Origin of the sequence: Streptomyces sp. NPDC046977 (genome assembly GCF_040644455.1) — a bacterium.
Lineage (GTDB): Bacteria > Actinomycetota > Actinomycetes > Streptomycetales > Streptomycetaceae > Actinacidiphila.
In genome coordinates this window covers 1-12,855 of sequence record NZ_JBEYWO010000002.1, presented here as the reverse complement: position 1 = coordinate 12,855, position 12,855 = coordinate 1, and the positions used below count along the sequence as shown (strand labels likewise).

At 68.6% G+C, this 12,855-nt stretch carries 12 protein-coding genes and 3 pseudogenes; 7 read left to right on the top strand and 8 right to left on the bottom strand.

Features of this window, described 5'->3' with window-relative positions; all coding sequences use genetic code 11:
- Positions 1 to 48: 48 nt before the first annotated feature.
- Positions 49 to 1,149 (bottom strand): annotated as a pseudogene (locus ABZ883_RS02530) (tyrosine-type recombinase/integrase); the annotation flags it as partial.
- Here ABZ883_RS02530 and ABZ883_RS02525 point away from each other — a divergent pair.
- Positions 1,140 to 1,358 (top strand): annotated as a pseudogene (locus ABZ883_RS02525) (YdcF family protein); the annotation flags it as partial. The pseudogenes ABZ883_RS02530 and ABZ883_RS02525 overlap by 10 nt on opposite strands.
- A 91-nt stretch (positions 1,359 to 1,449) precedes the next feature.
- Here the strand turns inward: ABZ883_RS02525 and ABZ883_RS02520 are convergent.
- From ABZ883_RS02520 to ABZ883_RS02500, 5 genes and pseudogenes are all read right to left on the bottom strand, one after another.
- Positions 1,450 to 2,208 carry a hypothetical protein gene (locus tag ABZ883_RS02520; protein WP_360900267.1) on the bottom strand — a complete coding sequence of 253 codons (759 nt, stop codon included), beginning with the start codon at positions 2,206 to 2,208 and terminating at the stop codon, positions 1,450 to 1,452.
- 207 nt (positions 2,209 to 2,415) lie between these two features.
- Positions 2,416 to 4,192: pseudogene (locus tag ABZ883_RS02515) on the bottom strand (IS481 family transposase).
- A gap of 479 nt (positions 4,193 to 4,671) precedes the next feature.
- Positions 4,672 to 5,046: an MFS transporter gene (locus ABZ883_RS02510; RefSeq protein ID WP_360901596.1), complete on the bottom strand. Its 375-nt coding sequence runs from the start codon at positions 5,044 to 5,046 to the stop codon at positions 4,672 to 4,674.
- Between the two features lie 236 nt (positions 5,047 to 5,282).
- Positions 5,283 to 5,555, bottom strand: coding sequence for a DUF3892 domain-containing protein (locus tag ABZ883_RS02505; protein ID WP_360900264.1), 273 nt, complete (start codon positions 5,553 to 5,555; stop codon positions 5,283 to 5,285).
- A gap of 47 nt (positions 5,556 to 5,602) precedes the next feature.
- Complete coding sequence (locus ABZ883_RS02500) at positions 5,603 to 5,767, bottom strand: hypothetical protein (RefSeq protein ID WP_360900261.1); 165 nt, start codon at positions 5,765 to 5,767, stop codon at positions 5,603 to 5,605.
- A 143-nt stretch (positions 5,768 to 5,910) separates the two neighbouring features.
- On the opposite strand from ABZ883_RS02500, the gene ABZ883_RS02495 reads away from it, so the two are divergent.
- Together ABZ883_RS02495 and ABZ883_RS02490 are read left to right on the top strand one after the other, a co-directional pair.
- Positions 5,911 to 6,282 (top strand): helix-turn-helix domain-containing protein, encoded by a 372-nt coding sequence (locus ABZ883_RS02495; RefSeq protein WP_360900258.1) that lies wholly within the window; start codon positions 5,911 to 5,913, stop codon positions 6,280 to 6,282.
- Positions 6,283 to 6,291: 9 nt separating this feature from the next.
- A complete protein-coding gene (locus tag ABZ883_RS02490) occupies positions 6,292 to 6,843 on the top strand; it encodes an ImmA/IrrE family metallo-endopeptidase (protein WP_360900256.1) in 552 nt (183 codons plus the stop codon).
- Positions 6,844 to 7,009: 166 nt separating this feature from the next.
- Here ABZ883_RS02490 and ABZ883_RS02485 read toward each other — a convergent pair whose 3' ends face one another.
- Positions 7,010 to 7,759, bottom strand: a complete 750-nt coding sequence (locus ABZ883_RS02485; RefSeq protein ID WP_360900253.1) for a hypothetical protein — start codon at positions 7,757 to 7,759, stop codon at positions 7,010 to 7,012.
- Between the two features lie 53 nt (positions 7,760 to 7,812).
- Positions 7,813 to 8,520 carry a tetratricopeptide repeat protein gene (locus ABZ883_RS02480; protein WP_360900250.1) on the bottom strand — a complete coding sequence of 236 codons (708 nt, stop codon included), beginning with the start codon at positions 8,518 to 8,520 and terminating at the stop codon, positions 7,813 to 7,815.
- A 215-nt stretch (positions 8,521 to 8,735) separates the two neighbouring features.
- Between ABZ883_RS02480 and ABZ883_RS02475 the strand changes: the two genes are divergently transcribed.
- From ABZ883_RS02475 to ABZ883_RS02460, 4 genes are all read left to right on the top strand, one after another.
- A complete protein-coding gene (locus ABZ883_RS02475) occupies positions 8,736 to 9,170 on the top strand; it encodes a hypothetical protein (protein WP_360900247.1) in 435 nt (144 codons plus the stop codon).
- A 200-nt stretch (positions 9,171 to 9,370) separates the two neighbouring features.
- Positions 9,371 to 10,678 carry a hypothetical protein gene (locus ABZ883_RS02470; protein ID WP_360900244.1) on the top strand — a complete coding sequence of 436 codons (1,308 nt, stop codon included), beginning with the start codon at positions 9,371 to 9,373 and terminating at the stop codon, positions 10,676 to 10,678.
- Positions 10,675 to 10,809: a hypothetical protein gene (locus tag ABZ883_RS02465; protein WP_360900241.1), complete on the top strand. Its 135-nt coding sequence runs from the start codon at positions 10,675 to 10,677 to the stop codon at positions 10,807 to 10,809. The genes ABZ883_RS02470 and ABZ883_RS02465 overlap by 4 nt, the downstream gene beginning before the upstream one ends.
- A gap of 256 nt (positions 10,810 to 11,065) precedes the next feature.
- Entirely contained in the window at positions 11,066 to 12,739 is a 1,674-nt protein-coding gene (locus tag ABZ883_RS02460; RefSeq protein WP_360900238.1) for an esterase-like activity of phytase family protein, read from the top strand.
- The last annotated feature ends 116 nt before the right edge of the window (positions 12,740 to 12,855 follow it).

Genomic DNA, 12,855 nt, shown 5'->3' with positions numbered 1-12,855 from the left:
GAAAGCCCCAGGCGAACAGCCCGGGGCTTCTTTGTTGTCTAGACCTCTTTATCCCTCCCGTGCCCGTTGCGTGCCCGATGAGCCGTCGTCGTGCCCGTCGATTGATGTGCGGTCAGCCCGCACCCGGGCATCGAGCGCGGCGGCGATCTCCTTCTGCCGCTCCAGCGTCGAGTGCTGGTAGGTCAGCGCAGCACGCTCGGAGGACTGGCCGGCGCGGACCATGGCGTCCTTGAGCGTGGCGCCCGACTGCGTCGCCAGGGTGTGGCCGGTGTGGCGCAGATCGTAGAAACGGAAGTTCTCCGGCAGGCCGACTTTGGCACGGGCTTTCCGCCATTTCCGGCCGAAGGACGAACGCCGGAACGGGGCGCCCTTTTCGCCGACGAACAGGAGGCCGTTCGGGTCCTTTTCCGCGAACCACTTCACGTGGCGGTCCACATCCCTGTGCATGAACTCCGGCAGCACGATGAACCGCTTCCCCGCTTCGGACTTGGTCTCCCCCACAGCCCGCCGGCCGGTGGTCAGCTCGGGAGCGGCACGGCGGACCCGGACGCCCAGGGGTTCCAGGCTCACGTCCGGCCGCCGGAGCTCCGCTTGCTCTTCAGGGCGGGCGGGGCCGTAGGCCGCGAGGTAGACCATCAGCCGCCAGCGCGGACCGATCGCGTCGGCGAGCGCGTCGACCTGGTCCACTGTGGCCACCGGTCGCTCCGGCGCGGACTCTTTGCCTGCACCGCGGATCCGGCAGGGGTTCCGGCGGATCAGCTCGTCCTCAACGGCCGTTTCCAGGATGGCTTTGAGGAGCCGATACGCCTTGGCGACCGTCGTCGCCCCGATGGTGGCCAGCCGCTCGGTGCGCCAGGTGCGGACACGAGGAGGAGTGATCTCGTCAACGTCCCAGGCCCGGAACGTCGGCAGGATGTGCAGGCGGAGCAGCCGTCGGTAGAGCTCATCGGTCGTGGGCGCCAAGCCCCGTTCCGTCACCCACTGGAGCGCGTACTCCTCGAAGTTCACCGCTCCGGCATCCGGGTCCTGCCAGTCGCCGCGCCGAAGCTCGGTCTGCTGCTCGGCGAGCCAGTCGTCAGCCTCACCCGAAGTGGCGAAGGTGACCGGGGCCGGGCGGTCGACGCCATCAGGGCCGAGGTACCGGGCCGATGACGTTGGGCGAGTACGTCGACTCCATCGGCGATGCTCGTCTAGTGATCGACATGCTCGTCGGCACGCTTCAACGGCTGCTCATCTACCCGGAGCAGGGCTTCACGATCAGCCAGCCGGTACCGGACGACGTGATGGCCGCCTACGAACGACTGCGCCAGCACGGCTTCACGAGTCGGCTCATCGCTACCGACACGACCTCCACTTAACGCACTTCGCAGTCACTCGTCCTCGTTTTGCACCGAGTTTGGGAAGCAGGTCGGTACTTGCGCGTGGCCACCTCGCGCTACGCGGCTGGGTTCAGGTGGTGGGCCACGTACCGAGCGCATAGGCCAGGCGGTCGCTCTGCTCCCGAGTAATGCCCTGAGCTATGCGGGTTCCGCACCTAGGGCTCGCCGGTTCGTCGCAGCACAGGATGCCGTTGAAGGATTCATTGCTGCTGCCGGACAACGGTGACACGGACGGCAGTGACCATCGGGCAGGCTCCCAGTACGGATGGTCAAGGAGCAGGGCTTCGGTTACCCGGTGAGTTTCCGTCTCTGGTACTCCAGTCCACATCAGGGCGCCGCGGAGGACATCGGCTGCGTCGGCGGGGAGATCGCTGTCGCCCAGCGCGGGCAAAAGGAGGAGCAGGCGGGCGTTCAGGGCGTGGACTCCTGCGGTGGTTTGATCGGGCGTACGGGCAATGTGGATCAGCTCGCGCCACGACAGGCCGGGGCCGGCCTGGTGTCCGTCGAGCGTGGCCAGATGTCCGAGGCGGCCCCAGGAGGGATGCGTCACTAGGTACTCGGTCCCCGCGTCGTCGGCGAGATTACGCGCCAGCACGATGGCGGTGTGGCCTTCACCGAACGGAATCCGGAAGACCGGCCATCGCTCCGCATCGGCCAGTGCCTCATACGCCGCATCGACGTCGGCCTCGTCCACACCGAACCAGGCCGGGTCTGGCTCGTCCTCCTCCGTTTCGCATAGCCACATCAGGTAGGCAGCCCAGAACCCCGGCAGGGAAAGCAGCTCTTCCCCGGCAACCAGCGGGGCGTCCTCAAATCCGTCGATCAGCACCACCCCAGGCTGCCAGCCGCCTCCGAGAACCCTCCAACCGCCCCCTGCACCTCGTCTGCTGTTTCTCGCTAGAGGACAGCCAGTGCCTGATACGAGAGATAGACACTCTCCGAAGTCACTTACGTACCCACTTGTCCGATGCCTGTGAGCTGTCGGGTCTCGGGTAATGCTTGACGTTTTGGCGTCAGGTGATGCTTGACGTTTGGGCTAGACGATTTTTCGTTTGTTGTACTCCCCGGATTTGCGGACGACCACTCCCTTGGTGGTGGTGCGGGGGACGGTGGTGATCAGGTCGTTGCCGTGGAAGACCTGGATGACGGTGTCGTCGAGGTGGGCGGTGACGACCTGTCGGGCCCAGGTCCGGCCGACTTGGACGCGTTGGCCTGCGATGAGGAAGCCGCCGTTGCTGGAGACGATCCGTTCGGCAGTCTGAGGTGCCGGCAGTGGGACGCTCGGTGGTGGGCCCGCGGGTCGGGCTCCGCGCAGTCGGCCGCAGGCGGTGGCCGGCAAGGGGCAGGGCAGTGCGGCCAGCAGGGTCCGGTGCGCGTTCAGGACCTGCATGACGGTGCCGTCGAGCCGGAGGGTGACGCGTTGTCCGGCGAAGGCCCAGCCGATGTTGACCTTGTCGCCGCCCAGACCGACGTAGCCGACCGGGTTGACGGTGCGGTCGACCTCCACCGCCGCGCCGGTGACCGGGCCCGGATCCTGCGTCCATGGGCCCGCGGGCCGGGCATCGCCGCAGGCCAGCAGGGTTCGCAGGTCCCGGCCGGACAGTTTCGAGGGCAGGGTCTTGTGCCGGGTGCCGTCGATTAGGACGTGCAGCCGGTTCACGTCGATCCGCAGGGTCACCGCGGTGCCGGCCAGGGCCGGGCCGAACCAGATCTGCTGGCCGCACAGACCCAGGTTGCCCGACCAGGGCACGACCCGGTCGACCTCGACGGCACCGACCTCGCCCTCGGCAATCGGCCACGATCGCGGCGACGGTGGCGGCTCGGAGCGCTGTGTCGGCACCACCACGTCCGGTTTCGCAGGGCGTCGCTTCCAGGCTGGGCGGCAGCTTCACTGGCAGCGCGGCTGGCTCCGCGGTGGTGAACCGGCTGGCCGGTGGCTGCATGTCCAGGGACTGGTGCGGGCGGGCGGTGTTGTAGTCGACCAGCCAAGCGTCGATCGCCGCCTGCGCGGCGGCGAGGTCGGTGAACCGGTCGCAGTCGTCGAGGAGTTCCCGCCGCAGGGTCTGATGGAACCTCTCGATCTTCCCCGTGGTTGTCGGTGACTTCGGCCTGGTCAGCTGGTGCTTGATCCCGTTCTCCCGGCAGATCCGGTCGAACAGCACCTCACCGGGCTTGCCCGGGCCGAACCGGGCCGTGAACTGCTTGCCGTTGTCGGTCAGCACCTCTTCGGGGACCCCGAACCGCTGCAGGGCCTCCCCGAAGGCCAGGCAGACCGCTCGCCCGGTCGCCCGCGGCACGACTTTCGCGATCACCACGAACCGTGAGTGGTCATCGATGCCGGTGACCACCTTGCACTCCGCCCCACTGGTCAGCAGGACGCCGCCGACGATGTCGAGCTGCCACAGCTCCATCGCCACCGACCGTTCCCACCTGCGGTAATCCGACCTCCGGCGCCTCCTGATCCCGGGTTCGACCAGGCCGTTTCGGACCAGCACCCGATAGACCGTGGCCCGGGACGGCACCGGTGTGATCCGTTTGCGTTCCAGTTCGTGCACCAGCCGGCGAGGGCCCCAGCCCGGATGCGCCCGCCGCAGGTCACACACCAGCGCTTCCACCACGGACGGGATCCGGTGCGGACACGATGCCGGGCGATGCGATCGATCCGCCAACCCCGCAAGGCCGGCCTGTTCGTACTTGCGCACCCAGACGTGCACGGACTGCCGGGAGACCCCGTAACGCGCCGCGACTTGGACCACCGGGGCGCCGGCGGCCACCTCCATGACCACGTGATACCGCTGCTCGACCACGCTCAACTCCACCAGCACGGCCCCGGCCCTCCCCGCACGCGCGAATCAGACGCGTACAGCCAAGCCGAGGCAAGCGGTGTCAAGCATCAGGTGAAGCCGCACTGTCAACCATCAACCGAGACAGGACAGTAGCCGTCTGACCAGGCCTGTTACAGATTTCCCTACCTCATCAAGGCACCCGGCGTCGCTCACGCTCCTGTCTTCGCCCCGCTCGGCGCGCCGTCCGCCGCCGCGCACACAGAGGTAGGCCGAGTTGGCATGAGGTGAGAACCGCGGTGGTCGGGGCGGACGCCTCCACGGCTTTACCCACCTCCCCGGTCCGGGACCCGCGTCGGGCACGACCAGGGGGCCACTCGGACACATTGCGGGCAGGGGTAAGCCTGCCCGAGTTGCCGGCAAGCGTACGGCCCCCTGCTCATACCCGACCCCCGCCCAGGCAGGACACCGGCCAAAGCCGTTCCGCCGTCCTTATCGGTGACGTGCGGTCACCAGGAGCCCAACGAGGGCCAGCAGCATCCGCGCCGTGAGGTAGCGAACGCGGCGGCCGGGGATGCGACGGTCCACAGAGTGCCCGCGATGGTGGAGGCGGCGAGGTTGCCAAAGGACTGGACGGTAGCGAACATGCCGAATGCGGAACCCCGCAGGTCTGCCGGGGCGAGGGCAGCGACGGCGGAGTGTTGCGCAGTCTCCACAGCCCCAATGCCGACACCCGCCAGAACGAACAGCACGGCCAGGACCGTGATCACCGCGCCAATGACGGCGCAGAGGCCGTAGGCGGTGGCGAAGGCGAGGACACCGCCAGCCATGACGAGGACCCGGCCCCGAGCGCCGAGGCGATCGGACAGGCGGCCGGCAGGGATCGAGGCGATCGTGGCTGCGACGTTGTACGCGGTGTAGAGCCCGAGCGCGATCGTGGTCGCTGTCTTGGCGCCGTGCTCGGGGTGAGCAGGTCTGAGGCTGTGCCGGACCCGAGCAGGGAATCACGGGAATCACGGCGAGCCTGTAGGTCTGGTAGCGACGAACAGCGAACCCCCGGTCGAGGGTGTGACCGGGGGATGCTGGGTTGAAGCAGTGCCGTGAGGCGCATGCCTCGCACTCAGTACCGAGGCAGGGCCAGCAGATTGTCCGTCCAGATGCCATTGGCGTGAGTCCGAAGGTACGGAGGTGTCGCGTGAACGACGCCGACCGGCACGGAGGACGTGCCATTGCGCACCCCTGCCTTGTGGTCACCACCCTCGTCCAGCCAGTTCACCATCTGCGCCTTGGTGTTCTGGCCGGTGTTGCCGGTGCCGGGGTTCTCCCAGCGCACGCTAGCAATGTGCTCGTGCTTGTCGCCGCCCTCAAGGTGTACGGCGGTGATGTAGATCATGAGTACCTCTTCTCGGGAGTTGCGGGCCGCCGTTCGGCCCACTGGTGTCAGGCCTCGCGGCGGATGCCCTTGAAAGGCGAGCCATCCGCCTTGCCACTCATGAACCGGCCGCCCGTTCCGCGCTTGGTCCAGATGCCGGTCCGGGAGTTGAAGGTCTGAGTGCGGCGCTTGACGCTGCCAAGCCGGAAGCCCTTGCCGGTGTTCGTCGCCATGTCGGTTCCTTCCTGTGGTGCGACCCGAGGTCGCGCTTGCGAGATCGGTATCAGTACCGATCTTGCAAGCGAGGGTAGGGGATCCAATTCGACTTTCGCAAGTGATTCCTGATGTGCAAGACTGTGCGCAGAAGGAGGAGATCATGAGCGAACGGATCGCAGCAGGCCACTTCGACGCCCCCGCGTTCCATGCGGCACTGGATCGCACCCGCCAAGAGCGAGGTCTCCTGTGGAAGCACGTTGCAGATCAGGCCGGCGTGAGCGCCTCGACGTTGACGCGCTTGGCTCAGGGGCGTCGCCCAGACGTCGACGGCTTGGCGGCCCTGGTTTCCTGGGCACATCTCAGTGCGGATGACTTTGTTCGCCGTCAAGAAGCGGCCGAGGACGCTGGCACCCTCGCAAAAGTGGCCACTCACCTTCGCGGCGACCGTAACCTCACCCCTGAGGCAGCCGAAGCACTGGAGGCGTTGATCACAGTCGCCTACAAGCAACTCGCAACGGAACATCCGGAGTAGGGGAACCGCATGGCGCTGCGTCGTGGCTTCAAAGCTGAGGCCAACCGTCTGTCTGTTCTGATGCGCAAGGAACTCGGGCTGGGGCCGACGGCAGCGCTGTCCCCTACGCGCCTTGCGGAGCATCTGGATATTCCAGTCAGGACGTTCAGTGCTGCGGCTGCAGCGGATCCGCGCGTCGGAGCACTCCTGGGCTCTGAAAGGGAGGCCGTCAGCGCCCTCACAGTGCATCTGGGCCCTCGTCGCATGATCTGGGTCAACGACTCCCACGACGAGAGTCGCCAGAACAGCTCAATTGGTCATGAACTCGCGCATGCTCTTCTGCAGCACCCCGCTGGGCCGGCTCTGGACGCTCGGGGATGCCGGCACTGGGACGGTGAGATCGAAGACGAGGCAAGCTGGCTTTCCGGCGCCCTGCTGATCACCAACGAGGCCGCCTGGTCGATCGCACGCCGCCAGATGGCGGATCATGCGGCGATGCTCCGCTATGGAGTGAGCAGGCAAATGCTCACTTGGCGGCTCAACGCCAGTGGTGCCGCTGGACAGCGGAAGCGCTCGGCTTGAAAGCTCCGTGCCCGATGCATGCCCGATCAGAGGGTCAACCGCGGTCACCTACGGACCCCCGGGTCGAAGACAGAGGATGCCAGAGGCACCGTACTTGCAGGTCAGGGGCGCTCACACCATGCCGAGCCCGGTGATTCCCAAGCTCAGAGCGCGGGTTCGATTCCCGTCACCCGCTCCAGCAGAAAGCCCCAGGCGAGCAGCCCGGGGCTTCTTTGTTGCCCGGACTTCCCTGGTCGCCGTGCGCCAAATGCCCTCGCGCGCTCCGCATGAACCCGCGCGTCGAGGTCGTGCTCCGAGCCCCGACCGCGCTCACGTCGGCTCTGCCTCCGTGGGCGGAGCGATCTCTAACCCCTCGAGACCGTACGCAGGGCTTGCCGCCCTCAGGGGCGAGATCGACGAAGTAGACCTGCGATTCGTCTTCCTCCCCGGTGACCAGGCGTACGCCGTCGAGCCCGTCCCACGAAGCCTCGGTCAACGCGTTGTGGGCGGCGTCGCCGTTGAAGTAGCCGATCGGCCAGCGTCGCTTGGTCAGTCCGGATCCCTCCTCGACGTAGACCCACCACAGCGGATCGACCACCCCCGTTCCTTCCTCCACCACAAGGTGGCGGTCGGAGCGATGTGGTGCCGCTTCGTTCGTCGTCACCTCGCGCTCGGAGCCGGCGAAGAGAAGCGCCGGTAGGGCGATGAGGACTGCGGCCGCCAGAACCAGGACCCGGAACAGAAGGTTTCGCGCACCGACGAGCACGGCCGCGGCCAAAGCCGCCAGGGCCAACAAGCCGAACAGCACCGGATGATGGAGAACCCGTGCCATCACCAGCAATCCGCCCGGCCGACCGGACCACGAGCCGACCACCGCGGCCACCACGAGCACCCCCGCAGTCGTCGCGAGTCCCAGGACCTGCTGCCGTACCGTCATGTCCGCCCCCCCACTTCCCGCCAACGGCTGTCCGCACGCCGACCCCTTGTTGGTCAGGTGTCCGCTCCGGCGGTGCCGCGCTTTTCCAGAACGCCGATGAAGTGGTCGGCTGCCGCAGGGTCGCCGGCGAGCCTTGCGGCCGCCCGTAGCTGCTCGGGTGACATGCGGGAGGCGAACTGGAAGATCTCGTGGATTCCGTCTCCGTTGCCGTACTGGAGCATCGTCAGGAACCAGCGGACCGCCTGGACCAGGTCCACCTCGCCGGCTGTGCCGTCCCGGTACCAGCACGCAGCGGCGTTCATGGCCCCTATGTGGCCGGCCTCCGCGGCCTTCACGTAGCAGGCCAGCGCCTCCGTGTCCTGGTCGTCGGCAGAGAGGAAATCGCCGAGGCGTGCCCAAGCCGCGGGGATTCCCCGGTTCGCCGCGGCGCGCAGGTGCGCGGCCGTCTCGTCGAACGACAGGTACCGCCCGTCTGCCCTGATGTTCGCCGACGCCAGGTTGTACATGGCATAGGCATCACCGGCCGCTGCGGCTTGCGTGAACAGCTCAACCGCCCGGTCCAGGTCGGCCTCCACCCCCAGCCCTGCCGCGTAGAGGTGCCCCAGACCACGCCGGCCCGCCGGATCGTCCTGTGCGGCAGCCATCTCGAACCACGGGCGGGCGTCGCGGGGGTTGCCTTGCAACTCCAGCGCGATCGCACCCAGCAAAGTCTGTGCCTGCGCGTCGCCTTGGCGCGCGAGAGGTACGAGCTCGGACGTCACGGACTCCACGCGCTCGCGGGCGTCCTTCCGCCCCGCTGCGGCGGCCCCCAGGCCCAGCAGCTGCCGGGCGGCATGCTTCGCGTCGTCCGGCGCTCTTCCTGCGGTCACGGCACCATCCTTGTCCTCGCGTCCCGGGCGGCAAGCGTGGTCGCATTCTCCCGGTACGACGAAGGCGCGTTACCGTTCGCCGGTAGTCGTCGGCCGGCGGGGGAAACGTGGCGTACCAGCTCAGCTTTTTCTGCCGGTCCGGGGAGGAGCGCGGTGACGAGGCTCTTGATCGCTTGCTGGACCGTCTGCTGGAGACCGGCGAAGGGCTGACCGGCGAGTGGCAGGGCCCGTACGGCGATTCAGTGGCCGCGTTCAGGCTCGGCACCAGGAGCAGCGTGGGTGACGGGCCGGTCGCGGACCTGTTGACCCTTGAGGTGCACGTGGGCGTTGCGGAGATTGCCGACTCGGTGACGGCCGCGTCCCCCGACGACGCGGAGGGCATCTGGGGATGCGACCTGCTGGCCGTCGTCACCCTCAGTGGAAGCGACACGGACTGGCCTCTGGTGAACCGCATCTGGGCCGCGGTGGTCGGCCTGTGGGGGGCCGTCGCGTGGGACGAGTCCTCAGGTTTTGGGATCGCGGTGAGCGCACCGCCCCGGTGAGTCCCGCGGCCCGGCCGGCCGGTCCGTGCCGGCGGCCCCGGCCCTTCCCCGTTCAACGGACGGTCGCCGGCCGAATACAACCTTTGGGCCGGGCCGGTGGTCCTAGCGGGGTCACGATCATCTTTTGTTACAGGGGTGGTTTCATGTCAGTCCAGCGCGCACGGGTCGGACGAAGCAGTGCGGGGAGGTGCGCCGTCGTCGTGGCGGCGGTCCTGGCGGTAGGGGCGCCCGGGATCGCGTCCGCCGAGCCCTCGGGAGGGGCCGGGACGGCGGTGTCGGTGTCCGCTTCCGCGCAGGCCGAGGAGAGCGCGTACGCCTTCCAGGACCTCTCGTCCAGCTCGCGGGAGCTCAGCTACGCGGACCGCAAGCTCGGGCTCGGCGGCCGGCTCGTGCGGCACGACCCGGACGGCGGCCCGGACGTTCCGGTGGCGGGGGCAGCCGTCGACCTCGTCCAGCGGATCACGCAGACGACCGGGGGTGCGGTCAAGACCGTCGATCTCCCCTTTGCCACCGTTGTCACCGACAACGAGGGCCGGTTCTCCTCCGCCCCCAAGAATGTGACCGCGCGTGACACCCAGGATCTGGTGTACCCGGCCGGCGACTTCACCGTCCGCATGTTCGCGGCCCACCGGATCGACACCACCGTCGGGGCCGAGGCGGACAACTGGGACACCACCGTCCGGTACGACGACATCCCCGCAAAGGTGTCGAAGGTCCGGCTGGGGCCGCAGTTCGTCCGGTACGCGGCGGCCGGCGGCGAGCCGGTGCTGAGGGCCCAGGGCGTTGCGCAGCGTCAGGACGGCGTCGTGTGGCGGCCCGTCCGTGGCGTTCCCGTGAAGGTCGAGTACACCCGGGAGGTCCAGCCCGGAAGCCCCTTCGCGTTGACCACCCTGTCCGATGCGGACGGATCCTGGGTGTCGAGGTGGGTCCTCACCAGTGACGGCGACATTGTCGTCGGACGGTCCGACCGCTATGCCGGTGACCCGTTCCTGGACCTCGCCGCTGTCCCGTCGGAGGGCATCCAGGTCGGGATTCCCGACCACATGACGGTCACCTCCGGGCCGTACTCGATCGGCCCCGACCGGCGGCTCACCGCCTCGTACACGGTCAAGGGGGCCGGCGACTGCGTGCTCGAGGGCCAGACGATGGTGCTGCAGCGGTCCGCCGACGGGCGCACCGGATGGCAGCGGGTGGCCACCGTCAGGACGCACCGCGACCGTGGATCGGTGTGGCTCACCGGCGGCGTCGACGGCTACTACCGGTGGTACCACGCGGCGAACGAACTCTGCGAGGAGACGATCGGTTACACCAAGAAGCTCCAGCGCACGGCGACCCGCGTCCAGTCCTTCAACGCCGCTCCCGAACCGGTCAAGAAGGGCGGCAAGCTGGTCATCTCCGGCGTCCTGCAGCACCGGCCCGACGGCAAGCGGTGGGTTCCGTACGCCGGCTCCTCGCTCGAGGTGTGGCTGCACGACACGAAGGGCACTGGATCAAGGCGGGGGTGGTGAAGGCCGACGCGAAGGGCCACTTCCAGAAGACCGTCACCGCGTCCCAGGACGGTTCGTGGCGCGTCGTGCACAACGGCGACGGCACCCACTACAGCGCCTGGGGACCCCTGGACTACGTGGACGTCCGCTGAGCGGCTTCTCCTCCTGCCGATGACCGCGGGACGGTGAGCGCCGTCCCGCGGTCGCGGCCGGCGGACCGCCACGACGTCCGTCGTGCGCGAGTTCCCGCGCCGGCCCCCCTCGGTGCGCTTGCGCCGAGGGGGGCGCTCCACTGCTCCCGAACCCGGCGTCCGAACGTGGCGTCTTGGTGAAGAACCGGTTCTTTGTGAACCAACGGTTCATCGGCGAACGGCCCACAGTTCACCACATACCGTCAGGTTCAGGGGTATGACTTCAAGACGCTTCTCTCGCAAGCGCATCCGGCTCGCCCTCGCGATCGGTGCCACCGTCGCCGTGGCGGGTACGGGTACGGCCGCGGCCCATTCCGGTGGCTGGCTGTGGGCCCCTTCGCACGACTTCGGGGCGGTCGCCGACTCCTTCTCCGGGCACGGCAGGGTGACGGGCGATGTGCTGCGCAACGACTCCGGCGCGACCGCCGTCGTCCGCCACACCGCCCCGTCCAACGGCCAGGTGACGATCGCCGCGGACGGCACGTTCACGTACACGCCGAACTCCGGCTTCACCGGCACGGACACCTTCACGTACACCACCACCGACGCGGTGGAGCTGTTCAAGGACGCCCAGGCGAACGGGGCCCCCTTGCCGCCGCTCGGGCAGGTCGCCGGCCCCGCCGGCTCGACCACCGAGCTCTCCGGCGAGGGCTACGGCTCCTCGCTCGCCCCGGTGCCGGGCAAGCCGGGCCACTTCTACGGCCTCACCGACCGCGGCCCGAACGCCGACGCCCCCGACGGCAACAAGTCCGAGATGGTGCCCGGCTTCACGCCCGAGATCGGTGAGTTCAAGCTCGTCGACGGCAAGGCCGAGCTGGTCAGGCAGATCAGCCTCCGGGGGCCGAAGAGCCTCGGCGGCGTGAAGTACAGCGGCCGCCCGCCGCACGACACGAGCGAGGTCATCGACGACGTCGCCGCGACGAACGCGGCCGGCGGCACGCCCACGCCCATCGCCAGGGACCCGTACGGCTACGACTCCGAGGGCCTGGTGGCGCTGCCCGACGGCACGTTCTGGGTCTCCGACGAGTACGGCCCGTACATCACGCACTTCGACCGGAACGGCTACGAGCTGGGCCGGCTGACCCCGTACCGGAACAGCCCGGACAACGCGTACCACAAGGTCGTCGGGTACCTGCCGGCCGAACTCGCCTTCCGCGCCAAGAACAAGGGCATGGAGGGCCTGACGGTCACGCCGGACGGCTCGACCCTGGTGGGCGTCATGCAGTCCGCGCTGCAGCAGCCGGACCTCGGCAGCGCCAAGGCCGCGAACGTCGCGCCGACCCGCATCATCACGGTCGAACTGCGCACGAACCGGACCAAGCAGTACCTGTACCTGCTGGACAACCCGGCGAGCACGGGCGCCGCCAACAGCGAGATCACCGCGCTGTCCGCCACGAAGTTCCTCATCGACGAGCGCGACGGCGGCTTCGAGCCGTTCGCCCAGAAGTCGCTCTACGAGGTCGACATCAACGGCGCCACCGATGTCAGCGGCCTGACGATCGGCGGCAAGTCGCCCGAGGCGCTGGCCGGGACGAGCGGTACCAACGCCGCCCTCGCCGCGCTCACCGCCGCCGGCGTCAACGTCGCCCAGAAGCAGCCGTACGTCAACGTCGGCACGCTGGTCAGCCAGTTCGACCCCACCGGCGCGTTCTTCGCGCACGACAAGGTCGAGGGCGTCGCGACCACCGACGGCGGCCGGACGCTGTACCTGGCCAACGACGACGACTTCGGCATCGACAGCATCGTCGTCGACCCGGACGGGAAGTGGACCGTCCACCAGAAGACGCTGCCGCCCACGGGTCGGACCGACAACGGCGAGATCCTGAAGGTCGACACGACGAAGCTGCCCGCCGTCCTCAAGACCGTCACGGTGACGGTCCGCGTGCGCTGACGCACCCCGCGCCCGTCGGGCCCGTCCACCGCGGTGCCCGATCTGTGGCTCGTCGCGGCGACGATGATCGGCGGCTACATGTCCGCCGGTGGCGCCAACGCGCTGAACATGTACAT